Origin of the sequence: Streptomyces sp. NBC_00414, assembly GCF_036038375.1 — a bacterium.
In the GTDB taxonomy this organism is placed as follows: domain Bacteria; phylum Actinomycetota; class Actinomycetes; order Streptomycetales; family Streptomycetaceae; genus Streptomyces.
In genome coordinates, this window is the sequence record NZ_CP107935.1 from 6,934,179 (window position 1) to 6,959,222 (window position 25,044).

General features: G+C 71.3%; 20 protein-coding genes. 10 read left to right on the top strand and 10 right to left on the bottom strand.

Features of this window, described 5'->3' with window-relative positions:
* Window positions 1–53: 53 nt before the first annotated feature.
* Genes OHS59_RS30150 through OHS59_RS30165 form a run of 4 tightly spaced genes read left to right on the top strand, consistent with a single transcriptional unit; the run spans window position 54 to window position 2,411 of the window.
* Window positions 54–488 carry a hypothetical protein gene (locus OHS59_RS30150; RefSeq protein ID WP_328496489.1) on the top strand — a complete coding sequence of 145 codons (435 nt, stop codon included), beginning with the start codon at window positions 54–56 and terminating at the stop codon, window positions 486–488.
* A 55-nt stretch (window positions 489–543) separates the two neighbouring features.
* On the top strand, window positions 544–1,395 hold the full coding sequence (locus tag OHS59_RS30155) for a hypothetical protein (protein ID WP_328496490.1): 852 nt from the start codon (window positions 544–546) through the stop codon (window positions 1,393–1,395).
* Entirely contained in the window at window positions 1,396–1,821 is a 426-nt protein-coding gene (locus tag OHS59_RS30160) for a hypothetical protein (RefSeq protein ID WP_328496491.1), read from the top strand.
* A gap of 14 nt (window positions 1,822–1,835) precedes the next feature.
* Window positions 1,836–2,411, top strand: coding sequence for a hypothetical protein (locus tag OHS59_RS30165; protein ID WP_328496492.1), 576 nt, complete (start codon window positions 1,836–1,838; stop codon window positions 2,409–2,411).
* Between the two features lie 185 nt (window positions 2,412–2,596).
* Here OHS59_RS30165 and OHS59_RS30170 read toward each other — a convergent pair whose 3' ends face one another.
* Together OHS59_RS30170 and OHS59_RS30175 are read right to left on the bottom strand one after the other, a co-directional pair.
* Complete coding sequence (locus OHS59_RS30170) at window positions 2,597–4,543, bottom strand: amylo-alpha-1,6-glucosidase (protein ID WP_328496493.1); 1,947 nt, start codon at window positions 4,541–4,543, stop codon at window positions 2,597–2,599.
* Window positions 4,540–6,105: an amylo-alpha-1,6-glucosidase gene (locus OHS59_RS30175; RefSeq protein ID WP_328496494.1), complete on the bottom strand. Its 1,566-nt coding sequence runs from the start codon at window positions 6,103–6,105 to the stop codon at window positions 4,540–4,542. Before OHS59_RS30175 ends, OHS59_RS30170 begins: the two co-directional genes overlap by 4 nt.
* A 145-nt stretch (window positions 6,106–6,250) precedes the next feature.
* On the opposite strand from OHS59_RS30175, the gene OHS59_RS30180 reads away from it, so the two are divergent.
* Together OHS59_RS30180 and ppdK are read left to right on the top strand one after the other, a co-directional pair.
* Window positions 6,251–7,468, top strand: a complete 1,218-nt coding sequence (locus tag OHS59_RS30180; protein ID WP_328496495.1) for an ROK family protein — start codon at window positions 6,251–6,253, stop codon at window positions 7,466–7,468.
* Between the two features lie 436 nt (window positions 7,469–7,904).
* The gene (gene ppdK, locus OHS59_RS30185) at window positions 7,905–10,655 is read left to right on the top strand and encodes a pyruvate, phosphate dikinase (protein WP_328496496.1); all 2,751 of its coding nucleotides are present in this window, start codon (window positions 7,905–7,907) and stop codon (window positions 10,653–10,655) included.
* 156 nt (window positions 10,656–10,811) lie between these two features.
* Here ppdK and OHS59_RS30190 read toward each other — a convergent pair whose 3' ends face one another.
* Window positions 10,812–11,570, bottom strand: coding sequence for an SDR family oxidoreductase (locus tag OHS59_RS30190; RefSeq protein ID WP_328496497.1), 759 nt, complete (start codon window positions 11,568–11,570; stop codon window positions 10,812–10,814).
* Window positions 11,571–11,721: 151 nt separating this feature from the next.
* Here OHS59_RS30190 and OHS59_RS30195 point away from each other — a divergent pair, with 151 nt between their 5' ends.
* The gene (locus tag OHS59_RS30195) at window positions 11,722–12,630 is read left to right on the top strand and encodes a LysR family transcriptional regulator (protein WP_328496498.1); all 909 of its coding nucleotides are present in this window, start codon (window positions 11,722–11,724) and stop codon (window positions 12,628–12,630) included.
* Here OHS59_RS30195 and OHS59_RS30200 read toward each other — a convergent pair.
* The 4 genes from OHS59_RS30200 to OHS59_RS30215 form a co-directional block, all read right to left on the bottom strand.
* Entirely contained in the window at window positions 12,599–13,027 is a 429-nt protein-coding gene (locus OHS59_RS30200) for an LAETG motif-containing sortase-dependent surface protein (RefSeq protein WP_328496499.1), read from the bottom strand. The genes OHS59_RS30195 and OHS59_RS30200 overlap by 32 nt on opposite strands.
* A 192-nt stretch (window positions 13,028–13,219) precedes the next feature.
* Window positions 13,220–14,386 (bottom strand): alkaline phosphatase PhoX, encoded by a 1,167-nt coding sequence (locus OHS59_RS30205; RefSeq protein WP_328496500.1) that lies wholly within the window; start codon window positions 14,384–14,386, stop codon window positions 13,220–13,222.
* Window positions 14,387–14,712: 326 nt separating this feature from the next.
* Complete coding sequence (locus OHS59_RS30210) at window positions 14,713–16,467, bottom strand: SulP family inorganic anion transporter (RefSeq protein ID WP_328496501.1); 1,755 nt, start codon at window positions 16,465–16,467, stop codon at window positions 14,713–14,715.
* Window positions 16,464–17,069: a carbonic anhydrase gene (locus OHS59_RS30215; RefSeq protein ID WP_328496502.1), complete on the bottom strand. Its 606-nt coding sequence runs from the start codon at window positions 17,067–17,069 to the stop codon at window positions 16,464–16,466. Before OHS59_RS30215 ends, OHS59_RS30210 begins: the two co-directional genes overlap by 4 nt.
* 262 nt (window positions 17,070–17,331) lie before the next feature.
* Here OHS59_RS30215 and OHS59_RS30220 point away from each other — a divergent pair, with 262 nt between their 5' ends.
* Both OHS59_RS30220 and OHS59_RS30225 read left to right on the top strand, forming a co-directional pair.
* Window positions 17,332–18,360, top strand: coding sequence for a response regulator transcription factor (locus OHS59_RS30220; RefSeq protein WP_328496503.1), 1,029 nt, complete (start codon window positions 17,332–17,334; stop codon window positions 18,358–18,360).
* Window positions 18,357–19,835: a HAMP domain-containing sensor histidine kinase gene (locus tag OHS59_RS30225; RefSeq protein ID WP_328496504.1), complete on the top strand. Its 1,479-nt coding sequence runs from the start codon at window positions 18,357–18,359 to the stop codon at window positions 19,833–19,835. Before OHS59_RS30220 ends, OHS59_RS30225 begins: the two co-directional genes overlap by 4 nt.
* A 147-nt stretch (window positions 19,836–19,982) precedes the next feature.
* Here the strand turns inward: OHS59_RS30225 and nirD are convergent, their stop codons facing one another.
* The 3 genes from nirD to OHS59_RS30240 are packed head-to-tail and all read right to left on the bottom strand — an operon-like array spanning window position 19,983 to window position 24,243.
* Window positions 19,983–20,342 carry a nitrite reductase small subunit NirD gene (gene nirD / locus OHS59_RS30230; protein WP_328496505.1) on the bottom strand — a complete coding sequence of 120 codons (360 nt, stop codon included), beginning with the start codon at window positions 20,340–20,342 and terminating at the stop codon, window positions 19,983–19,985.
* Complete coding sequence (gene nirB, locus OHS59_RS30235; protein WP_328496506.1) at window positions 20,339–23,002, bottom strand: nitrite reductase large subunit NirB; 2,664 nt, start codon at window positions 23,000–23,002, stop codon at window positions 20,339–20,341. Before nirB ends, nirD begins: the two co-directional genes overlap by 4 nt.
* Window positions 23,002–24,243: an NAD(P)/FAD-dependent oxidoreductase gene (locus tag OHS59_RS30240; protein ID WP_328496507.1), complete on the bottom strand. Its 1,242-nt coding sequence runs from the start codon at window positions 24,241–24,243 to the stop codon at window positions 23,002–23,004. Before OHS59_RS30240 ends, nirB begins: the two co-directional genes overlap by 1 nt.
* Before the next feature lie 270 nt (window positions 24,244–24,513).
* Between OHS59_RS30240 and OHS59_RS30245 the strand changes: the two genes are divergently transcribed.
* Complete coding sequence (locus OHS59_RS30245) at window positions 24,514–25,035, top strand: hypothetical protein (RefSeq protein WP_328496508.1); 522 nt, start codon at window positions 24,514–24,516, stop codon at window positions 25,033–25,035.
* Window positions 25,036–25,044 lie beyond the last annotated feature (9 nt).

The following is a 25,044-nucleotide window of genomic DNA, read 5'->3' on the forward strand; positions in this document are numbered from 1 at the left end:
AGCAGACACCCTCACCCCGTGCGTCATCCCAGAACACAACGCAGGAGGAACGAGTGGCCTACAAACCGCAGATCAACATCATCGCCGTGGTCGACGTCATCGGCGCCCTCTCCGGAGGCACGCTGCACAACGGCAATCTCTCCATGGTCGACAACAGCGGTGAGGAGAGCACCGGGCAGGGAACGGCGCACCTGCGCACCGCCGTCCGTCCGGGCCAGGTCGTCCAGTGGTCCGCCCTCGCCGTCGACCTCCAGACCCCCGTCGAGATCCGGAGCATCACGTTCCTCGGCGAGGACGGTTCGGCGACGCCCGCACCCCGCACCTCGGCCGAGGGCGACGGCGACAAACTCGACCTGGCGCACTGGGCCGGAGTGGTCCCCCCGTCCCTGCCCTCCGGAAAGCCCTTCAAGTACCGCCTGGAACTCCAGATGTACGAGGGCCAGTACAGCGTGCTGCACGTGGACTCGCCGGCGCTGATCGGCGTCTGACCGGAAGACCGGGTCCGGACGATCAGGAGACAACCCACAACGACGAGGTGGAAGCATGGCTCAACAGCTGGCGATCATCGTGCTCGTGGACATCGGCAACGCTCTGGAAGCCAACTCTCTGCGGGACAACGTCTATCTGTTCGACAACATGAAGCTGCACGGATCCGAGGGCCAGGGCACCGGCGACCTGGTGACCGCCATTCACGGCGCGTACTGGCGCGACGGATCGCAGGCCACGGAGCAGGTGCTCAACTGGCTGCCCTACAGCCTGGGTTCCATACCCCCGACCGTGCCCCGCGGCTACGAGAGCGAACGGGCCCGGCAGAGCGACGTCAAGGCGCTGGAGGAGCTGGACGCCTTCTCGTCCAAGCCCGACGCCTCCGACCCCGCGGCCGATCTCAAGGAGATCCGCAGGGCGGTCGGCACCCGGGTGAAGACCACCCGGCGCACCAAGGGCCGTCTGTCGGGACAGAAGGTCATCGACGTCACCGGCGAGATCATCACCGACGCCTCCGCGGGGACCTACAGCTACCCCGCCCCGGTGATCACGGACATCTACGGCCAGGCCGTCGACGAGAAGATCATGTACCCGGCGGAGTACGGTTCGCCCGACCTGGTCACCGACGGCTGGTACTGGTCCGCCACCGTCGACTCCTCCCGGCCCGGCACCTACTCCTACTCGATGCGCATCCAGCTCCACCGGCTGGTGCAGCGGGGCAGTGAGGCGCTCTGGGAGCCGGTGAACATGACCTGCGAGTCGGCGCTCAAGGTGACCTCCGAGCCCAAGTACAACGGTTTCACCGGCACGGGCATGGGCGTGCTGCCCATCGAGTCGTCCTCTCAGGGCGCCGAGTACTTCCAGCAGTCCGGGTCGCAGGAGCCCGGCCTCGTAGCGGAGGAGCGGTAGATGACCAGCGACACGGACAACGGCGTCGCCAGGCGCCCGATCTCGATCACGGCCGTGGTGGACTGCGTGGGGGCCCTCGCCACCGGCACCGTGCACGGCAACCTGTACTTCTACGACACCAACAAGGCCGGCGGGTCCCTGGGGTTCGGCACCGAGCAGCTGCGCACCCGCGTCCGCAGCGGCGACCAGATCCTGTGGTCCGTCCTCGCCCTGGAGTGCGAGGCGTACACGGCGATCGACAGCATCGTCATCGACCACGAGCTGTGCGAGCCGGAGCGCAGGGTCTACCCCGGAACCGATGTCGCGTACTGGATCGGGACGGTGAAGAAGGACGTCCCGGGCGACACCTACTACCAGGTGAGGTTCAGGCTCGGCTCGCGGGACGAGCCGATCGTCACCACGCTGTCCCCGAGTCTCGTCGGCTGATTCCAGGAGGAGCGATGACCACCAGCACGGTCGGCGAAACCGTCGGACAGGAAAGTGTCGGACAACAGAAGCAGAACCCGGGTCAGTTGAACTCGGTCCAGCTCAACATCGTCACGCTGATCGACATGGAGCGGGCGACCCGATCCGGTTCGCTCAGCGAGTCGATGTTCATGATGGACAACAGCATCGGCGGCGACGGGCAGGGGACCAACCACCTCCAGACGTTCTGCAAACAGGGGCAGGTCCTGAACTGGATCGTGCGGCCCATCGACATGGACAAGCGGCTCGACAACACCTGGCCGCCCATGCCGAAGATCAACAGCATCGTCTTCCTCGACACGGAGTCCGGTGACGAGGAGGACGTGGCGGAACGCAAGATCTTCACGGAGCTGAAGATCTACGGGGCGCCGGACCGGATGCGGGACAAGTTCACCCCGGTCTACTACTACTGGGCCGGCACCGTCCTGAGCACCGCCCGGCCGGGCCTGTACCGCTACCGCCTGGTCCTGGAACTGGAGCAGGAGGGCACGAAGGAGAAGCTGTACCTGAACACCGAGGAACACCCCTCGATCCGAGTACTGGGCGTCTGACCCCAGGCGGCCCCCACCCCGGCCCACCCGACACCGGGTGCGGTCCCGGTGGGGGCCGCCCGCGCCGTTCCCCGCGCCCTTGAAGGGGCGCGGGGAACTGCGCAGTCTTTTGTCTTCAAGGGCGCGGGGAACTGCGCGGCCAGCCCCCACTCACCCGCACCCGACAGCGCACCCCCAGTGGAACGTCACGCGCCTCCGACGGCGGTCAGCAACGCCAATGGCGCGGCCGCAGACCGAGACTCCCGCACGCACGCGTGCGGATACGGCACCGGCTCCCCGTGCGTCCCACGCCCGTACCCCGCAAGTACCTCCGGCAGCCGATACCCCGCGACGGTCGCCGCGTCGACCAGCCCGTGCGCGACCGCCCGAGCCTCGTCGTGGAGCCCGTACCGCGCCAGCCCCAACGTGATCAGCGCGTTGTCGTGGGGCCACACGGACCCCCGGTGATACGACAGCGGGTGGTACGCGGGCTGCCCCGAGGCGACCGTCCGCACACCCCACCCGGAGAAGAAGTCCGGCTCCAGCAACCGCCGCCCCACCAGCTCCCCGTACTCCTTGTCGAGGAGCCCGGACCACAGCAGATGCCCCGCGTCGGACGCGAGCGCGTCGACGTGGTTCCCGTCGCCGTCGAGGGCGAGCGCGGGAAAGGCGCGGTCCGCCATCCAGAAGTCCCGCTGGAACCGGTCCCGGAGATCCCCGGCGGCCTGTTCGAGGAGCGCCGCGTACACCTCGTCGTCCCACACCGTCCGGGCCAGCTGCGCGGTACGGCGCAGCGCGTCGTACGCGTAACCCTGCGCGCCCGCGGCCATCACGGGCCCGGTCGGCCGGCTGCCGTCGCCGGAGCAGATGGCGCCGGGGGAGTCCTTCCAGTTCTGGTTGGCGAGGCCGCCCTCGTCCGCGCGGTAGACGAGATAGCCGCGCGAGGTCAGCCCGCCGTGGTCCAGCATCCAGCCGATCGCCGCGCGGGCGTTGGGCTCCAGACGCCGGGCCAGCGCCACGTCACCGGTCTGCTCGACGTACGCGCCGAGGAGCACGAGGAACAGCGGGGTCGCGTCGACCGAGCCGTAGTACCGCCCGTACGGCACCTGGCCGAAGTGGGCCAGCTCCCCGTGCCGCACCTCGTGCACGATCTTGCCCGGCTGGGCCACCGTGCCCGCGCCGACCTCGGTGGCCTGGGCCGCGGCGAGCGCGGGCAGGGTGGCGGCGGCCAGTTGCGGCCGGTAGGGGAGGGCGAACAGCGACGTCAGCAGCGCGTCGCGGCCGAGCAGGGTGAGGAACCACGGCACGCCCGCGGCCGGGACACGAAGCTCCTCGCCGTCCGGACCGGTCGCCGGTACCTGGAGCACGGCCAGGTCGGACAGGCCCCGCGCGCACGCGGCGGCCAGCTCGGGCCAGCCGCTCGGGAAGGGCACGCCCTCCGCGAACTCCCCCTCCAGCACGCGGAGTCGGGCGTTCGCGGCGGCCGGGGTGAGGGGCACCTCCGGGGACGGCATACCGTGCGGGCGCGCCGCCACCCGGAGGGCCAGCTCGGCCGAGCCGTGCGGTTCGAGGTCGAGGGTCCACACCAGGCGCCGCGCACCGGTGCCGGTCTCCTCGACGCCGTCCGGCGCGGGCTCGGAGGTGACGGTCGTACAGGACCGCCACTCGCCGCGCTGATAGCTGAACTCCACGCCGTCGTCGAGGACTTCGCGGGAGCGGACCGCGCCGGTCTTCGCGTACGTACGGTGGTCGGAGCGCAGCTCGAACTGGTCCGTGAAGTCGGCGTCGGCGGTGACCGCGATCCGGACCGTCGTCGGCACCGGGCGGTTGCTGGTGATCCGCAGCGACTCGACGAACGAGCCGTCCGCGACGGCCTGTTCGCGGAAGACCGTGTGGGCGGGCGGCTCCTGCCGGCCGCCGCGCGGCACGAGGACGCAGCGGGCCGTGTCGCCGTCCGCCACCGGCGACAGCGCCTCGGGCACCGCCCCGTCGACGGTCAGCTGCCAGCGGCTCAGGTGCCGGGCGTCGCGCACGAACAGTCCGTCGGGGGCGGTGTGTGAACCGCCGCCGCCGCGTACTCCGCTGATGTCCCCGCCGTCGCCCACCGCGGCGAACGTCCCGCCGTGTACGAGCAGATGCTGCCGGTCCGTCATCGCAGGTCCCCTCCCAAGGCACCCTCGCCGAACTTCTCCGTCGTGCCCAACTCCTCGATCGCGCCGAACCCTTCGGCCGCGCCGAACTCCTCGGCCGTGCCGTGCGCCGCGCCGGCCGTGCCGTGCCCCGCGTCAGGCGTGTCGTGCAGCAGGTCCAGCGTCAGCGCCGCGCTCCAGCTGAAGCCGAGCGCCCCGCAGGCCTCCCCGGTGTACGGGTCGACGTACTCGGCGAACCCGGACGTGTCCGCCGTCTCCAGCAGCGCGCCGCGCAGGGTCCGCGCGCGGGCGTGCTCCCCGTGCAGCCTCAGCCCCCGCTCCACCAGCCAGTTGGTGTTGAACCAGGCAGGTCCCCGCCAGTACCGGTGCGGGTCGAAGGCGTGCCCGGTCAGGTCGTAGCTCGGTACGAGCCGTGTGGTGTCCCCGAGCCCGAAGTGCGGGCCGCGCAGGGTCCGTACGAGTGCCGCGGCCGTCTCGCGGGGCAGGGTCGGCAGGATCAGCGGGACGAGACCGGAGACCCCGCGCTCGGGGATCGGCTCGTCCGTGCGCACGTCCCGGCAGAAGAACATGCCCTCCGCCGGGTCCCACAGCCGGTCGACCAGCGCCGCCGTCAGCCGCTCGGCGCGCGCGTGGCGGGCGGTGCCCGTCGCGCCCAGCTCCCGGGCGATCCGCGCCAGCGCGTGCTCGGAGGCGATCAGCAGGGCGTTGAACGCCGGGTCCTCCACGGCGAATCCGCCGACCCCGTCCGCGTAACCGCTGTCCCGGTAGCCCGTCGCCAGGCGCACGTACCGGCCGTAGTCCAGGTCGGTGGGCCGGTCCTCGGCGGCGCCGTGGTCCAGGTCGGCGCGGCGGAAGGAGCGGGCCGGCGCCGGCCGGACGCGGGCGAGCGGCGCGTCCCAGCTCGGGGCGTTGTCCATGCCCTGCTCCCAGGGGTGGACCACCGAGGCGAGACCCCCGCCGCCCAGGTCCCGGCGGTGCAGCAGATAGCGGTGCCAGGCCGCGAGGCGCGGGTACATCCGGGACAGGAAGGACCTCGACCGGGAAAGACCCGGGTCGGCGGAGTGCACGAGCCACACGGCGAGCGCGTGCACCGGTGGCTGCACGATGCCCGAGGTCTGTACGGTGCGCGGGGCGCCCGCGGCGCGCCCCGCGGTCGAGGAGCGCCAGAAGTCCGGGCTCGGGAAGTACGCGTCGAGGGGGACGGAGGGGTTGAACACGATGTGCGGGATCCGGCCGTCGCCCCACTGCGCGTCGAGCAGCGTCTCCAGCTCCGTCTGGGCCCGCAGCGGCGACAGGTGCCGCAGCCCGATCGCGATGAACGCCGAGTCCCAGGACCACTGGTGCGGATACAGGCTGCGCGAGGGCACCGTGGACGTGCCCGTCCAGTTGCTCTGCAGCACCCGGGCCGCCCTGAGGTGCAGCGGCTCCGCCGGGCGGACCGGATCGTATACGGCCGCCTGGGCCCGGCCGGTCTCACCCTGGCCGGTGAAAGGCGGTGAGGCCGAGGTGCGTACGGGATCGAAGTGCACAGTGCGGCGGGCGGTGAGCTGGGTTGTGCGGTCCACTCAGGTCTCCCCGAAGACATGGCGCCGACCAGTTCGGCAGTAGCTACCGTAGGGTTACGTCTATTTAACACGCAAAACTCAATATGTAATGCAGAGTTGGTGAACGCAAGGGGTGCGTATGACCGGAACCACAGGGAGGAGCGAAATGGCCAACAGGACCGGGAAGGCCGGGAGCCAGGCGAGCTCCGGCGACCTGCTGGAGCTGGTGCGCAGCGGGCGCGCCACCACCCGCGGGGCGTTGCAGCAGGTCACCGGGTTGTCCCGGGCCACGGTCGGGCAGCGCCTCGACCGGCTCTTCCGGGCCGGCTGGCTGCGCGAGGGCGCCGCGGGCCCGGTGGACTCGCCGCTCGGCGGACGTCCCTCGGTCCGCCTGGAGTTCGACGACTCCCACGCCGTCGTCCTCGCCGCCGACCTCGACACCCGGCACGCGCGCGCCGCCGTGCTGTCCCTGACCGGTGAGCTGCTGGCCGAACACGCGGGGCCGCTGCTCGTCGAGGACGGCCCGGACGCGGTGCTCGGCGAACTGGGCCGCTGGTTCGCCGAACTGCTGGAGAAGGCCGGGCACCGGGCGCACGAGGTGTGCGGGATCGGGCTGGCCGTACCGGGCCCGGTGGACACCGACACGGGCCGGGTCGTCCAGCCGCCGATCATGCCCGGCTGGGACGGCTACGACATCAGGGGCCGCCTCACCCGAGCCTTCACCGAGCACACGGGCGCCGGACCGGTCCCGGTCCTCGTCGACAACGACGCCAACCTCATGGCGTACGGGGAGCAGCGCACCGCCCACCCCGACTGCTCGGCCTTCGTCCTGGTGAAGGTCTCCACCGGTATCGGCGCGGGCGTGGTCGTCGGCGGCGCGATCTACCGGGGCATCGACGGGGGAGCCGGGGACATCGGGCACATCCGGGTCCCGGAGGGCGCCGACGCGCTGTGCAGGTGCGGGTCGTTCGGCTGTCTCGCCGCCGTGGCCAGTGGCGGCGCCGTGGCGCGCAGGCTGGCGGAGTCGGGGGTTCCGGCGGCGTCGGGCTCGGACGTGCGCGACCTGCTCACCTCGGGGCACCCCGGCGCGGCGGCGTTCGCGCGGGAGGCGGGGCGGCACGTCGGTGACGTCCTGGCGACGGTGGTGACGCTGCTCAATCCGGGCGTCCTCATGATCGCCGGGGATCTGGCCGGAACGGCCTTCCTCACCGGCGTGCGCGAACTGCTCTACCAGCGGGCCCTGCCCCGCTCCACCGCCCACCTGGACGTGGTCACGTCCCGGCTCGGCGACCGGGCGGGCCTGGTCGGAGCGGGTGCGCTGGTCGTGGAACACCTGTACGCGCCCGAAAGGGTCGAGGCGCGGCTGCTCGCCATGGGCGTGTGAGGCCGCGCGAGGCCGTGCGCGGCGTTGTGACGGGAGTGTTTCCGGTCGGGGAACGCGTCCGCATGGTGAAATCCGGGCGCCGCCGACGGCGTGATTCTCGCCACGCATGATCGATGTTTCGCTCAGATGAGCGGATCTTGAGTGGCTGCACTTCTCCAAAGGGTGGCACTCAGTGCCACCCTTTGATCATTGACGACGTGAACTCAGACGTGCCGATAGCTGCTCACCTGAGCGCATTGCCGGATCTGTGAGCGTCGATGCCTTCAAGAAGTGAACGCTGTACGCGCCAACGGCTTACCATCCCTTGACTTTCGATCTGCTGGCGGACGAGTGGTTACAGCCGTATGACGCGCAAGTGGACGTACCCAGACGCCTTCGATCTGGGTATGTTCCCCGTCGTCAGGGCAGCCACCGCGTCGTCGAGGAGTCGAGACCCGTGTCGGAAAACAAAGATCCCCACGTAGCCGCGAGCGGCGACAGCGGCGTCGAGAGCGTGAAGTTCGTTTATGACTTCACCGAGGGCAACAAGGAACTCAAGGATCTCCTCGGCGGCAAGGGTGCCAACCTCGCCGAGATGACCAACCTGGGCCTTCCCGTCCCTCCCGGCTTCACCATCACCACCGAAGCCTGCAAGACGTACCTCGACAGCGGCGACGAGCCCGCGGCACTGCGTGACGAGGTGAGTGCGCACCTCGACGCCCTCGAAGCGAAGATGGGCAAGAAGCTCGGACAGGCCGACGACCCCCTCCTCGTCTCGGTCCGCTCCGGCGCCAAGTTCTCCATGCCCGGCATGATGGACACCGTCCTGAACATCGGCCTCTCCGACAAATCCGTGCAGGGCCTGGCCAAGCAGTCCGGGGACGACCGCTTCGCGTGGGACTCGTACCGCCGGCTCATCCAGATGTTCGGCAAGACCGTCCTCGGCGTCGAGGGCGAGCTCTTCGAGGACGCGCTGGAGGCCGCCAAGCACACCAAGAAGGTCGCGGTCGACACCGATCTCGAAGCGGCCGACCTGAAGAAGCTCGTCACCGAGTTCAAGAAGATCGTCAAGACCGAGGCCGGCCGGGACTTCCCGCAGGACCCGCGCGAGCAGATGGACCTCGCCATCCACGCGGTCTTCGACTCCTGGAACACCGAGCGGGCCAAGCTCTACCGCCGCCAGGAACGCATCCCGCACGACCTGGGCACCGCCGTCAACGTCTGTTCCATGGTCTTCGGCAACCTCGGCCCCGACTCGGGCACCGGCGTCGCCTTCACCCGCGACCCGGCCTCCGGACACCAGGGCGTGTACGGCGACTACCTGCAGAACGCGCAGGGCGAGGACGTCGTCGCGGGCATCCGCAACACCGTCGCGCTCGCCGACCTCGAACAGATCGACAAGACGTCGTACGACCAGCTCATGCAGATCATGAAGACCCTGGAGAACCACTACCGGGATCTGTGCGACATCGAGTTCACCATCGAGCGCGGGCAGCTGTGGATGCTCCAGACCCGCGTCGGCAAGCGGACGGCCGGCGCCGCCTTCCGTATCGCCACGCAGCTCGTCGACCAGGGCCTCATCGACGAGGCCGAGGCGTTGCAGCGCGTCAACGGCGCCCAGCTCGCGCAGCTGATGTTCCCGCGCTTCGACGACACGGCGAAGGTGTCGCAGATCGGCCGGGGCATCGCCGCCTCGCCGGGCGCCGCGGTCGGCAAGGCGGTCTTCGACTCGTACACGGCCGTGAAGTGGTCGCGCTCCGGCGAGCAGGTCATCCTGGTCCGCCGGGAGACGAACCCCGACGACCTCGACGGCATGATCGCGGCCGAGGGCATCCTCACCTCGCGCGGCGGCAAGACCTCCCACGCGGCCGTGGTGGCGCGCGGCATGGGCAAGACCTGTGTGTGCGGCGCGGAGGAGCTGGAGGTCGACACCAAGCGGCGCCGGATGACCGTCCCCGGCGGGCACGTGGTGGAGGAGGGCGACGTCATCTCCATCGACGGCTCGTCCGGCAAGGTCTACCTGGGCGAGGTCCCGGTCGTCCCCTCCCCGGTCGTGGAGTACTTCGAGGGCCGGATGCACGCGGGCGCCGACGACGCCGACGAACTGGTCGAGGCCGTCCACCGGATCATGGCCTTCGCCGACCGCAAGCGCCGCCTGCGGGTACGCGCCAACGCGGACAACGCCGAGGACGCGCTGCGCGCCCGCCGCTTCGGCGCCCAGGGCATCGGCCTGTGCCGCACCGAGCACATGTTCCTCGGCGACCGGCGCGAGCTGGTGGAGCGGCTGATCCTCGCGGACACGGACGCCGAGCGCGAGGAGTCGCTGAAGGAGCTTCTGCCGCTCCAGAAGCAGGACTTCGTGCAGCTCTTCGAGGCGATGGACGGCCTGCCGGTCACGGTCCGCCTCCTGGACCCGCCGCTGCACGAGTTCCTGCCCGACATCACCGAGCTGTCGGTGCGCGTGGCCCTCGCCGAGGCCCGCCAGGACCCGCACGAGAACGAGCTGCGACTCCTCCAGGCCGTCCACCGGCTGCACGAGCAGAACCCGATGCTCGGCCTGCGCGGCGTACGCCTCGGGCTCGTCATCCCGGGCCTGTTCACCATGCAGGTACGGGCGATCGCCGAGGCCGCCGCCGAGCGCAAGAACGCCAAGGGCGACCCGCGCGCCGAGATCATGATCCCGCTCGTCGGCACGGTCCAGGAGCTGGAGATCGTCCGCGAGGAGGCCGAGCAGGTCATCGCCGAGGTGCAGGAGCACACCGGTGTGGACCTCAAGCTGTCCCTCGGCACGATGATCGAACTGCCGCGCGCCGCCCTGACCGCCGGCCAGATCGCGGAGGCCGCGGAGTTCTTCTCCTTCGGCACGAACGACCTCACACAGACCGTCTGGGGCTTCAGCCGGGACGACGTGGAGGCCAGCTTCTTCACGGCCTACCTGGAGAAGGGCATCTTCGGGGTCTCCCCGTTCGAGACGATCGACCGGGACGGCGTCGGCAAGCTCGTACGCGACGCGGTGAAGGCCGGCCGTGAGACACGGCCCGACCTCAAGCTCGGCGTCTGCGGCGAGCACGGCGGCGACCCGGAGTCGGTCCACTTCTTCCACGAGGTGGGACTCGACTACGTCTCCTGCTCCCCGTTCCGCATCCCGGTGGCCCGCCTGGAAGCGGGCCGCGCGGCCTCGTCCTCGACGGGCAGCGACCACCGCTAGCCCACTCCCGCGGAACTCCGGGGCCCCGTCCGCCATCCCACCCTCACCGACGGGCCGGGGCCCCGGCGCACGAAAGAACGAAGGGGCGGCGCCTTGTGCGGAGGCGCCGCCCCTTCGTGTGTGGGCCGGGCTTTCGCCCGGAGCCCCGAAGCCCCCCTAGAGCTGCGAGGCCCCTCCGTCGACGGCGAACTCCGTTCCCGTCGAGAAGGTCGCGTCGAACGCCAAGTACGCCACCGCCGCGGCCACTTCCCCGGACGTCCCCAGCCGCCGCATCGGGTTGGTGCTCCGGTAGGTCTCCTTCGCCGTCTCGGCGACGTCGGCGGGCAGGGAGCGGTCCAGGATGCCCGTGTCGATCGGGCCGGGGCTCACGGCGTTGACACGCACCTTGCGCGGCAGCAGCTCGCGGGCCAGGGTGCGCGTCATCGACCGCAGGGCCGCCTTGCTCGCCGAGTAGACACTGAGCGCGTCGAGGCCCAGGACGTTCACCACCGACGTGGTGAGGACCACGCCGCTCCCCTCGCGCAACAGCGGCGCCAGCGCCTGCACCGTGAAGTAAGGGCCCTTGGTGTTGATGCCGAACAACGCGTCGTACATCTCCTCCGTCGTCGAGTCGAACGGCGCGGACGCGGTGACGCCGGCGTTGACGAACAGCGCGTCCACCGCGCCGAACCGCTCCCGAACCGTGCCGGCCAGCGCCGTGATGTCCTCCAGGGACGCGGCGTCGCTGCGGACGCCGATCGCGCGGTCCCCCAGCTGTTCCAGCGCGGCGTCCAGGGTGGACCGGGTGCGGCCGGTGATCAGTACCCGCGCCCCACCGTCCGCGAACAACCGGGCCGCGGTCAGGCCGATACCGCTGCTTCCGCCGGTGATCACGATCTTCTTGCCGTCATAGTTCCTGCCGTCACGAGTGCTCATGCCCGCAAGCCAAATGCCGGCCCGCACATCCTGTCCAAGACCTGTTCCGTATGCCGCCATGCCCCAGCCGTATGTCGGCAGGTGCATGACGGCAGGTGCATGACGGCAGGTGTGCGACGGCGTGCGACCGCGTGCGACGTAGCCTGGGCGGATGGACATCGATCTGCGGCTCGTGCGCTATTTCACGGTCGTGGCGGAGTACGGCAACTTCGGCCGGGCCGCCACCAGGCTGCACCTGGCGCAGCCGTCGCTGAGCCGCCAGATCCAGCGACTGGAGGCCGAGCTGGGTGTCCGGCTCTTCGACCGCTCGCCGCAGGGCAGCAGCCTCACCGACGCCGGTCGGGCGTTCCTCCCCAGGGCCCGGACACTGCTCCAGGAGGCCGAGCAGGCCGCTCGCACGGCCAGGGCCGCCGTCCAGCCCCGTACCGTCACCGTCGGCTGCGCCGAAGGGCTCGTCATCACCGCCTGTGCGCAGGAACTGCGCCGCCGGCACCCCGACGGCCGCGTCCGCACCCGGCACATCGACTGGCGGGACACGCGCGCCCTCGCCGAGCGGCGGATCGACGCCCTCGTCGCGTACAGGCCTCTGCCCTTCCCCGCGGACGGCCTGCGGGTGACCGGGCTCCATGAGGAGTCGCGGGTGCTCGTCATGTCGGCGAGCCATCACCTTGCGCACGAGAAGACCGTCAGCCTGCGGGCCCTGGCGGACGAGGAACTGGTGGCCTGCGTCAGCAGTCCGGTCGTCTGGAGCACGCCCAGGCCGGTGGGCGACCGCCCGGCACCGCCGCCGCCCGCGATCGACGACAGCTACGAGGACAAGCTGGAACTCGTCGCCACCGGCCACTGCGTCGCGATCTTCCCCGCCGGCGACCGACGGGCCGCCGTGCGCGAGGACATCGCCGTGGTGCCCCTCGTCGGCATCGACCCCTGCGAGGTCGTGCTCGTCACGCGCGCCGACGACACCGACCCGCTGCTCGGATCACTGGAGGACGTCGCACGTACGGTGCTCGGCGCGGCCTCCCGAGGGGTCAGCGGGCGTCGCGCCGCCTGCGCAGTGTGAACAGGACGCCGCCCCCGGCCAGCAGGACGGCCGCGCCGCCGCCCGCGATGTACGGGGTCGCGCCGCTGCCACCCGTCTCCGCCAGGTCGGGGTTCTGCCGGGCGCTGTCCTGCTTCCCGGTGTCCGCGGCGGTGTCCTTGCCCTCGTCCGCCGTGTCGCGGTCGTCCGCGGGGACGAAGTCCGCGGGCGGCTGGTCGCAGCCGATGCCGTCCTTGTCGCGGTCCAGGTGCTCGCCGTAGTGGTCGTCGCCCTTGACGATGTTGGAGTACCCGTTCTCGTACGCCTCGGTGCAGTTCTTGAACGGGTGCAGGCCGTCATGGGCCTCGGCGGTGGCGGACAGGGCGGTCAGGGCCAGCGCGGCGACGGCCACGGAGGCGGACTTGCGGAACAGGTTCACGGTGAGCCCCCAGATATCTGTCGATATCCGTATGCATGATCACGAGAGTGATCAGTCGGATTTGAGGTGACGAAAGTATGAGAGGGGCTGTTGCTGCTGTGGCGGAACGACGGACCCGTGATGCGAACGTGACGTGACCGGACGGTAGCTCTCCGCTCACGGATCCGTCATCTGTACACCTGGCGCCGGGGGTTACGCGCGGAACGGACCCGTCACCTCGTACGTGATGCCGCCGGACGAACTGCCGCTGGTGCCACGCTGACTGGAGAAGTAGAGGCGGCGGCCGTCGGGGGAGAAGGCGGGGCCGGTGATCTCCGATCCTGACTGGCCGTCGACGCGCAGGAACGGGGCGATCACGTCGGCGGGCGTGATCACGCAGATCTCCATGTTGCCGCCGTCCTCCGCGACGAACAGGTCGCCCGAGGCGGTGCCGGTGATGTTGTCGACGCCGGTCAGCGGGGCCGTGCCCGAGGTGACGAGCGAGTCGTCGTACGCCAACTCGTAGGTGCTGGAGGTGAGGTTGAGCTGCCAGACGCGGTTGTCGCCCTTGCTGGTGAACCACACCGTGTCGTCGGCGTAGTGGCAGCCCTCGCCACCGTTGAACTTCTTCGAACCGGAGACCTGGGTACGGGTCGTGGTGGGGGAGCCGTCCGGGTCGGGCACGTTCGCCCAGGTGAAGGAGCCGGAGGTGGCGGTTCCGGCGACCATGACCTGGAGGGTGCCGGCGGAGAGGCCGCCGCTGCCCCAGGTCGTCGGTACGAAGCGGTAGAGGCAGCCGTTCGTCTCGTCCTCGGTCAGGTACACCACCTTGCGCACCGGGTCGGCCGCCGCGGCCTCGTGCTTGAAGCGGCCCATGGCGTCCCGGCGCACGGCGGCGTTCACGCCCCACGGGTCGGTCTCGTAGACGTATCCGAGGGACACCTCCTCGCAGGACAGCCAGGTGTTCCACGGCGTCCTGCCGCCCGCGCAGTTCTGCCGGGTACCGGACAGGATGCGGTACGCGCCGGTGATCGCGCCCGCCGCCGAGAACCTCACCGCGCTCGCGCCGCCGGACGGGTTGATCTCCGAGTTGGAGACGTAGATCCAGCCGGTGCCGTCGGCGTAACAGGCTCCACCGTCGGGGGCGTTGTGCCAGGTGTACGAGGTGCCGGACACCGTCTGGCCGGACCTGGCGATCACCCGGCTGGTGAAGCCGCTCGGCAGCCTGACGCCGTTCGCGTCCGCGGAGCCGAGTGCCCCGTACGGGCCCGAGCCGGGCTGGGCGGGCGCGGCGTACGCGGCGCCGCGCCACAGGGTGCCGCCGAGGACGGCCGATGAACCGCCGAGTACGGCCGCGCGCAGGAGAGTACGACGTTCCACTGTCGCTCCAAGGGGTGCCGAGGCTGCCCCGTCCGCCGGTCGGCGACGGGGTCGCGCAACGCCGGATCCTAGGAGTGCGGGGTGGACGGGCCGTGGCCGCGTGGTGACGTGTGCGCGTCACGCCTCGCGCTGTACGTGGCCCCTGTCGGCGGGGTTCTTCAACCGCGGGCCCGGTGGGGGTTGGTCGCGCGGTTCCTCGCGCCCCTTGCGGGGGGCCAGGGGTGGGTTTCCAGCTCAGGCGGGGGCGAGCCCTTGGCTTTCAGGGGCGCGGGGAACCGCGCGACCAGCCCTCACGGCCCGCAGCCGACGAGCGACCCGGGCGGGGCTCAGCGTGAGGCGTACTCCGAGGGCATCGGGCGGGTGTCCAGGTAGAACCACTCCGCGGAGGACCCCGGACCCTGGTCCGGCGCAGGCGCAGGCGGCGCGACCGGTCGCCTGGGAAGCGCGGCCCCGCTCGGCAGGGCCTGCCCGACGGAGGCCGGTTCGGCCGCAACCGACGGCATCAGCAACTCGACCCGCACCCCCAACCCCCGCTGCTGGGCGACGAACTCCTCGACCTGACTCCGGCACGCATGATCCAGATGGGTCACCCCCGTCAGATCGAGCCGAATCCGCGGCCGGCCCGCCTCGTCCGCGGCCTCCAGCGCCTCGATCACCTGCGGCAACCGCAGAAACGTGGCATTGCCCGCCATGACGACCTTCGCCGTGTCCTCCTCCAGATGCTGCTTGATGACGGTCCGCGACATCCGCAGCGCCACCAGCACGATCCCCGCGGCCAGGCCGAACAGGACCCCTTCGAGCAGCGCGGTCGCCACGATGACCAGCGTGGTGAGCGTCATCACCGCGAACTCGCCCCGGTCCTGCCGCCACATCTTCGGGAACTCCGCGGGCGCGAACAGCTTCCACCCGCTGTGGACGAGGACGCCCGCGAGCACCGAGATCGGGATCAGGGCCAGCACCTGGGGCAGCAGCAGCGCGAAGGCGAGCAGCCACAGGCCGTGCAGCGTACGGGAGAGACGGGTCTTGGCCCCCGCCTGGACGTTCGCCGAACTGCGGGCCACGACCGCCGTGATGGGCAGCGCGCCGAGGAGGCCCGCCACCGTGTTCCCCGCTCCCTGGGCGATGAGTTCGGGGTTGTAGCGGGTGCGCGGCCCGCTGTGCATCCGGTCCACGGCCGCGGCCGTGAAGAGGCTCTCCGCCGAGGCGATCACCGTGAAGGTGAGGATCGCCGTGATGATCCCGACGTCGGCCAGTCCCGCGAACTCCCTCCCGCCCGGCACGTCGACGGACGCGAGCAGGTTGCCCACCTGGAGCGTCTTCACGTCCACGCCCGGCAGGGAGGCGACCGCGATACCGATCCCCACGGCCACGAGCGCTGCGGGCACCTTCTTCACCGGCCCCGGCACGTTCTTCCACAGGAAGCTCAGCGCGACGGTGGCCGCGCCGAGTCCGGCGGCGACGAGAGCGTCGGGGTTCGCCAGGGTGTCGGCGATCAGGCCGGGGAGGCCGGCCATGTTCTCGACCGGGGTGCCGGGTGCCTTGGAGTCGGACATCGGATAGAGCTGGCTGAACATCAGCGGCAGCCCGATGCCCGCGAGCATGCCCTGGACGACCGCCAGGGAGATCGCCTGGAAGATCCGGCCGAGGCGGACCAGGCCGAGGACGATCTGCAGGATGCCCGAGCCGAGGACGATCACACCGAGCATGGCCACGCCGTATTCGAGGACGGTCTCCGCGACGAGGGCCGCAAGACCGGCCGCCGGCCCGCTGACCTGGAGCGTGCTTCCGCGTGCCGCGCCGACGACCAGACCGCCGATGACACCGGAGATGATGCCCAGCTCGGCGGGGACCCCGGAGGCCACGGCGACGCCGATGCACAGGGGGAGCGCCACGAGGAAGACGACGAGCGAGGCGGTGATCTCGGTGGCCAGGTCGGCCTTTTCCCGCCTGCCCTGCGGCTGGGGCGGCCCAGGTGACCTGGTTGACCGGGGCGGCTGGGGCGGCTGGGGCGGCTGGGGCGGGTCCGCGGGCGCGGTCCGCGCATGAGCCGGTACGCGCCCGCGTGCGTGCAGCCCGCTCATGAGGCGTGCACCCGGAAACGACCGTCCTCCTCCAGTTCGTGCACCTGCCCGGTGTCGACCTCGTAGTACCAGCCGTGCAGCCGCAGCCGCCCCGATTCGATCCGCGGCCGGGCGACCGGGTAACTCCGCACGGTGGCCAGCTGGTTGACGACGTTGAGCTGCGCCACGGCCGGCATCGAGGGGTCCTCGAAGGCCCCGTCGAGCAGTGGCGCCAGCTCCGGGCGGGCCAGGTCCAGCCAGGCGTCCACACCGGGCAGCGCCGACAGGTCGTCGCCGGACTTCAGCGCGCCCATCGCCCCGCAGTGGGAATGGCCGCACACGACGATGTCCTGAACGCCGAGCACCTCCAGTGCGTACTCGATGGTGGCGGCCTCACCCGAGGCGCCCGGCCGCCCGTGCGGTGGCACGATATTCCCCGCGTTGCGCAGCTCGAATATCTCTCCGGGGCGCGCTCCCGTGATCAGTGCGGGTATGACCCGGGAGTCCGAGCAGGTAATGAACAAGGCCTCCGGATATTGCCCCTCGGCCAGCTTCCGGTATTCGATGCTCTCGAAATCAACTCGCCGCCTGAACGAGCGGGCGCGGTCCAGCAAAGCCTTCACGGTACCTCCCGGCATGGTGTCCGACCAGGTGTTTCTCGTCGTGAGTCCACGGTAGAGAGGCAATTGCCAGGCGAAGGTTAAGGGAACACTAGAGCCGGGCCAGGAATGGCACATTTTTCGTCCCCGCGACCCGCCTTTGAGCGACCCGTCACATTACCCGGGGTTTAAGTGCCGAGTAGTCGAAGGCTCTTGTAGCGTGACCCCTCCACGGCACGGAATTCGTGCTGTCCGGATTTATGGGGAGACAGGGGAGACAGCGCGTATGGGCGTACGAGTGCTGCTCATCGAGGACGATGAGACGATCGCCGAACCTCTCGCCGAGGGTCTGGGTCACTTCGGGCTGACGGTCGACCACGTCTCCAACGGCGCCGACGGGCTGAGAGGACCGTACGGCGACGTCGTCCTGCTCGACCTGGGTCTGCCCGACATGGACGGCATCGACGTCTGCCGCGGCATCCGGCAGGTCTCCGACGTGCCCATCATCATCCTCAGCGCGCGCGGCGAGGAGGCGGACCGCGTACTGGGCCTGGAACTCGGCGCCGACGACTATCTGGCGAAACCTTTCAGCCTGCGTGAACTCGTGGCCCGCGTACGGGCGGTCACCCGGCGTACGCAACTGGGCCGCGGCGGCACCGGATCGTTCACCACGAGCCCGTCCGACCCGTCCGGCCCGTCCGGCCCGAGGCCAGATACCGGGGAGCCGTACGTGTCCCGGCCCCCGTCGGAACCGTTCGCGTCCCGGGCTCCGTCGGAGTCGTACGGGTCGCGGGCTCCGGCGGAGCCGTTCCGTGGCGAGTCGTTCACGGGTGCGTCCTTCACCGGTGAGTCGTTCTCGTCCGGCCGGAACACCGTGCCGCACTTCGAACCTGTACCCCTCCTCGACCCGGACGAGGACCCGGACGCCGCCACGGACTCGACCGGGGCCGGGGCCGCCGGGGGGCCACCCCCCGGCCCCCTCGTGGTCGACCGCCGGACCCGCCAGGTCTGGGTCGGTGAGTCCTCCGTCTCGCTGACGCCCAAGGAGTTCGAACTGCTCGCGCTGCTCACCGAGGACCCCGGCGCGGTCTACTCGCGGCAGCAGATCCTCGACCGGGTCTGGGATCCGCACTACCAGGGCCCGACGAAGACGCTCGACGTCCATGTCGCCACACTGCGGCGGAAGTTGGGCGACTCGGCCTGGATTCAGACCCTGCGCGGGGTCGGCTTCCGGCTGGCCGTCCGGACACAGCCGCCCGCCGCGTACTCGGCGCCCTCGTACCCGGCCCCCGGGCGGCCGGCGGCGTATCGATGACCCGCCGGCTGCTCCTCAGCTATCTCGCCCTCACCGCCCTGGTACTGCTCTGCCTGGAGATCCCCCTGGGATTCGTGTACTCACGGGGCGAGTTGGAGCGCGTCATCAACGCCGCGCAGGACGAGGCGGAGTCGGTCTCGGCGTTCGCCTCGCTGTCCATCGACGCCGGGCGCGCGGCGCAGGACCTGCCGGACCGGGCGGCCCACTGCGCCGAGCGCATCGGCGGCAGGGTGCTGATCGTGGACCAGTCAGGGGACCTGCTGGCCACCTCGCACGAACTGTCCGCCGAGCTGTCGGGTGCGGAGTCCGGCAACCCGGCCTCCTGGCCCGGCATCGAGGCCGCGCTCCGGGGCACCGCCACGGCGGACGTCCGCACCTCCACCATCGGCGGCGTCGAGTACATCGCGGTCGCCGCCCCCGTGACGCACGGTGCCGAGAGGCTGGGCGCGGTACGGATCACGGTGCCCAGCCGGATGGTGACGGAGCGCGTGCAGCACGTATGGCTGCTGCTCATCCTCGGCGGCCTCGCGGTCCTCGCGGCCGTCGCCGTCATCGGCTTCGCCATCGCGCGCTGGACCGGTCGTCCGATTCGTGAACTGGAGCGGGCGACACAGGAGTTGGCGGACGGTGGCCCCGCCACGACGGTGGCGATCACCAACGGGCCGCCCGAGGTGCGCAGTCTCGCCGCCACCTTCAACCGCACCGCCGCCCGCCTCGAACACCTCCTGGCCTCCCAGCGCGCCTTCGCGGGTGAGGCCTCGCACCAGCTCAAGACGCCCCTCGCCGCGCTGCGGCTGCGCCTGGAGAACCTGGAGTCGGACATCGCGCTGCACGCCCGGGGCAACCTCGACGCGGCGGTGACCGAGACCGACCGGCTCGCCAGGATGGTCGAGGGGCTGCTGGCCATGGCCCGGCTCGACGAGAGCGCCGTCGTGCGTGAGCCGGTGGACCTGGACCTGGTCTGCGCCGAACGCCATCGGGCCTGGGCGCCGATGTTCGAGCAGCGCGGGGTGCGGCTCGTGCTGCTCGGCGACTACAGCGGGCCCGTGCTCGCGGTGCCCGGCGCGGTGGAGCAGATTCTGGACAACCTGCTCTCCAACGCCCTGAGGGTGTCGCCCCCTCACTCCACCGTCTCCATGGACCTGCGTCGGCCGACTGCCCACGAACGCCGGTTCCCGCACCGGCCGTTGGGGGCGGCGCGCGTCGAGCTGCATGTCACGGACGAGGGGCCCGGTATGACCGAGGAGCAGCGGCGTCGGGCGTTCGACCGCTTCTGGCGGGCTCCTGGCGCGCCCAAGGGGGGTACGGGGTTGGGGCTGGCCCTGGTCCAGCGCCTCACCCACGCGAGCGGTGGGGACATCGCGTTGCGTCCTGCCGCGGCCGGGGGTGGGCTGGACGCGATGGTCCGGCTGGCCCCGGCGGGCGCCACCACCGTCCCGCCGGCCAGACGGCTGGAGACCACTGCCGCGCCATAAGGCGCCGGTCCAGCCCGGGCCCGCGGTCCGTCCGCAGGCGGCCCATGGCTGCCCGCACAGTTCCCCGCGCCCCTGAGGGGCCGGTTTTCAGGGGCACGGGGAACTGCGCGGCCAACGCCTCCCGGGGCGCCCCCGGGGGGAGGGACCTCAGCGGGTGCGTACCTCGTACGTCGTCACCGTCACCGACTCGTCGTCCAGGCACAGGCCCGACGCCAGGTCGAACCGCTGCTTCAGGAGCGGCGAGGCCACGAACGGCCGCCCCTGGTGGGACCCGGTCAGCCCGCGCGACAGCACGGCCGCACCGGAGAACGGATCGCGGTTGTCGATCGCGTACATCCGCCCCGTACGGTCCATGAAGAGCGCCACCTGCCGCCCGTCCGGCAGCAGCGCGGCCACCCCCCGGCCGGGAATCAGCAGGCCCAGGTCGCACACGGCGAACCAGTCGTCGTCGGGTCCGGCCAGCCGGAGTTCGACCGTGAGCGTCGTGGTCTCGGGTGCGAGGGTCATCGCTGGGCGCTTCCTTCCAGGGGGCGGGTGCCGATGGTCAGCAGCGGCAGGTCGGGCTTGATCTGGTCGCGTTCGGCGACGAAGCCGACGACCGGGTCGGGGGTGTCCGGCGCGTTCACGAAGGAGACGAAGCGGGACAGCTTCTCCGGGTCGTTGATGGTCTCGGCCCACTCGTCGCGGTAGGCGGCGACGTGCGCCGTCATCAGCGACTCCAGCTCCTCGCAGATGCCCAGCGAGTCGTCCACGACGACGTCACGGACGTGGTCCAGGCCGCCGGGGATCCGCTCCAGCCAGGTGGAGGTGCGCTCCAGACGGTCGGCCGTACGGATGTAGAACATCAGGAACCGGTCGATCAGGCGGATCAGTTCGGCGTCCGAGAGATCCTGGGCCAGCAGGTCCGCGTGGCGCGGGGTGGCGCCGCCGTTGCCGCCGACGTACAGGTTCCAGCCGGCCGCGGTGGCGATGATGCCGAAGTCCTTCGACTGGGCCTCGGCGCACTCGCGCGCGCAGCCGGAGACCGCCGACTTGAGCTTGTGCGGGGAGCGCAGACCCCGGTAGCGCAGCTCCAGGTCGATGGCCATGCGCACCGAGTCCTGGACGCCGTAGCGGCACCAGGTCTGCCCCACGCACGACTTGACGGTCCGCAGCGACTTTCCGTACGCGTGCCCGGACTCGAAACCGGCGTCCACCAACCGGGCCCAGATGAGCGGGAGCTGTTCGACGCGCGCGCCGAACATGTCGATCCGCTGGCCGCCCGTGATCTTCGTGTAGAGGCCGAAGTCCCGCGCCACTTCCCCGATCACGATGAGCTTCTCGGGGGTGATCTCGCCGCCTGGGATGCGCGGCACGATCGAGTACGAGCCGTTCTTCTGCAGGTTCGCGAGGAAGTGGTCGTTGGTGTCCTGGAGGGCGGCCTGCTCGCCGCCGAGGACGTACCCCTCGGCGCCGATCGTGGGCGCGAGCGAGGCGATGATCGAGCCGACCGTGGGCTTGCAGACCTCGCAGCCGTCGCCGCCGCGCGCGTTCTCACGGCCGTAGCGGTCCAGGAGCTGCTGGTACGAGGAGATGCGCAGCGCGAGGACGATCTCGTACAGCTCCTCGCGGGTCTGGGAGAAGCAGCCGCACAGGCCCTTGTCGACCTCGACGCCGCTCGCCTCCAGCTCGGAGGTGACGAGCTGGCCGAGCACCTTGACACAACTCCCGCAGCCGGTACCGGCCTTGGTGCACTTCTTGACCTCGGGAACCGTCGTGCAGGAGTGCTCGGTGACCGCGCCGCGGATCGCGCCCTTGGTGACGTTGTGGCAGGAGCAGATGATCGCCTCGTCCGGCAGGGACGACGGGCCGAGCTGCGCGGGGGCGCCCGCGCAGCTCGGCAGGACGAGCTGCTCCGGAGCGATCGGCGGCACCGAACCGGTGAAGGCGCGCAGGGTCCCGTACGCGTCCGCGTCGCCGACCAGGATGCCGCCCAGCAGCTCCCCGCCAGGCCCGATGACCAGCTTCTTGTACGTGCCGGAGCGGGAGTCCGCGTAGACGACGTCGAGGCAGTCGGCGGCGGCGCCGTGCGCGTCACCGAAGGAGGCGACGTCGACACCGAGGAGCTTCAGCTTGGTGGAGAGGTCGGCGCCGGTGAAGGAGGCCGCGTCGGCGGTGCCGGCGAGGGCCGTCCCGTCGGCGCCACCTGCGACGGCGGCCTCGTCGGCGGCGATCGTGGCGGCGGCCGTCTCGGCCATCTCGTAGCCGGGCGCGACCAGCCCGTACACCCGGCCGTCCGAGGCCAGCGCGCACTCGCCGATCGCGAAGACCCGCTGGTCGGAGACGGTCCGGCACTGGTCGTCGACGCTGATGCCGCCGCGCTCGCCCACGGTCAGGCCGCAGTCGCGGGCGAGCTGGTCACGGGGGCGTACCCCGGCCGAGAACACCACCAGGTCGGTGGCGACCGTCGAGCCGTCGGAGAGCTTCATGCCGGTCACGGCGCCGTCGTCGCCGGTGACGACCTCCTGCGTACCCGTGCCGGTGTGGACGGTGAGGCCCATGTTCTCGATGGTGCGCAGGAGGGCCGCGCCGCCGCCCTCGTCGACCTGGACGGGCATCAGGCGCGGCGCGAACTCCACGATGTGCGTGGCGAGTCCGAGTCCCTTCAGCGCGCCGGCGGCCTCAAGTCCGAGCAGTCCGCCGCCGACCACCGCGCCGGTCGTCGCCCGCGCCTTCGCGTACTCCTCGATGGCGAGCAGGTCCTCGATCGTGCGGTAGACGAAGCAGCCCTCGGCGTCCTTGCCCGGCACGGGCGGCACGAAGGGGAACGAGCCGGTGGCGAGGACCAGCGTGTCGTAGCCGACGACGAGACCCGAGCGGGCGGTGACCTTCCGGGCGGCCCGGTCGACGGTCTCGGCCGGGTCCCCGAGGTGCAGCTCGATCCCGTGTTCCGCGATGAACTCCATGTCCGTCACGGACAGTTCCTCGGGCGTGCGGCCCGAGAAGTACGAGGTGAGCTGTACGCGGTCGTACGCGGGCCGCGGCTCCTCGCACAGCACGACCACGCGGTGCGTGGCGGTCAGGCCGCGCTCGGCGAGCGCTTCGAGGAAGCGCTGGCCGACCATTCCGTGACCGACGAGCACGATCGTGGGGCGGGGTCCGGTTCCCACAAGTGCGGTCGTGGACATCAGGAGCCTCCATCGTTGGTGAGCAGGTGGAGCAGCGGTGCGCCGTCCGTGGGGAGCGGCTCTGCTCCCTCCCAGGCGCGGGCGAGCGCGCCGACGGTGCCGAGCTCGCCGACGAGGACCCCGCCGACCAGGCGGTCGTCGCGGACGACGACCTTTCGGTAGGTGCCGCGGGTCGCGTCGGTGAGCTGGATGACGTCGTCCCCGGGGAGCGGGGTGTGCTCCCCGAAGGCGGCGAGGTCGAGCGGGTTGCCGGAGGCGAGGGTCAGCCGGGTGAGGGCGCGCGTGCCGCTGTAGCCGGCGGCGCCTCCCGCGGATGCGGTCCCCGCCGATGACCGGGCCAGCAACTCGGCCAGGACTTCGGCCTGTTCGAGCGCGGGCGCCGCCAGCCCGTAGACCTGGCCGTCGTGCTGTGAGCAGTCGCCGATGGCCCGGATGTGCGGGTCGGAGGTGCGCAGTTCGTCGTCGACGATGACGCCCTTGTGCACGGCGAGACCGGCGTCCTGGGCGAGGCCCACCCGCGGATGCACTCCGCAGGCCAGCACCACCAGGTCGGCGCCGAGGGCGTATCCGTCGGCCATCTCGACCGAGCGGACGGCACCCTCGATGCAGCGCACGCCGCGTACCCGGGTCTCGGTGTGCACCTCGACGCCGAGGTTCTTGAGGTGCCGGAGCACCAACTTGGATGCCGACGGGTCGAGTTGACGTTCCATCAGGCGCTCGCCCTGCTGGGCCAGCACCACCTGCGCGCCGCGTTCGGCGAGCGCGCGGGCGGCCGAGACGCCGAGCAGACCGCCGCCGATGACGACGGCCCGGGTGTCCTGCCGTACGGCCGCCGACAGGCCCAGGCAGTCGTCCATCGTGCGGAACGCGTGGACTCCTTCCGGCAGTTCGTGCCGGTCGGGGGCGAACAGGCCGCGCAGGGGCGGCAGCACCGGGTTCGAGCCGGTGGCCAGGACCAGCGTGTCGTATGCGATCACCGTGCTGTCCGCGAGGTGCACCTGCCGTGCCGCGCGGTCGATGTGCACCACCCGGCCACGGGTCAGCCGCTCGGGCGTGGGGAGCGCGATGACCTCGGGGGCGTAACGCCCCGCCAGGACCTCCGCGAGCAGAACCCGGTTGTACGGGGTGTGCTCCTCCTCGCCGACGAGTACGGCGGACACGCCGAGCTCTCCGAGCCTGCGGGCGAGACGTACGCCCGCGAGGCCGGCGCCGATCACCACCACACGCGTATTCGAGGTCATGTACCGCAGCCTGCGGTGCCGGTGTTACCCGGCCGCATCACGACTGTTTCCCGCGGGGAACGCTGCCCTCAGCGGGACCGGGACGCGGTTGTGAGGGCGCGAGGCCCCCGGGCGGGGCGGGATGGGGTGGGGTTAACCGAACCTCCGGGTTCCGTGCGAGCACCATCGATCGCGGCGCCCGGACAAGGAAACCTTCCGTAGAGGCCATGCCTCAGAACTCATGCCGCATGCCTGATGCCTCACGCCTGACGCCGACACGGAGGAGCGAACATGGACACCGTTCGGGAACCGCCCGTCCGGAAGCCGTACGTCCGGGACGACCTCGCCGTACGGGCCTGGCAGCTCGTGCGCGAGCCGTTCACCGCGGGAACCTGGCGGCGGGTCGCGTACGCGCTGCTGGCCGTGCCGGTCGCACTGGCCGCCGTGCCGGTCGCACTGCTCGGCGGCCGTGCGGCGGCGGGCCGTTGGCAGCGCGGCCTCGTCCGGCGCCTCCTCGGCACGCGGCTGCCCGGCTCCTCACCGGGTGTGCGGCACGCGCTGCTCGCCCTGCCGCTGAACCTCGCGGTGGCGGCCGTCACCCTCTACGGCTGGATGGTCGTCCCCATGAACATCGGCTGGCCCCTGCGCGGCGGCGACCCGGCCACCTCCTGGGGCGGGCCGACCTTCGCCGGGGCATGGGCGTTCCACGCGGTCCTCGGCGGGATCGGCTTCCTGCTGCTCATGCCGTGGGTCGGCCGTGCCCTGGCCGCGCTCCAGCTGCGACTGGCGACGGCACTCCTCGCGCGGCCGTAGGTTGACGAG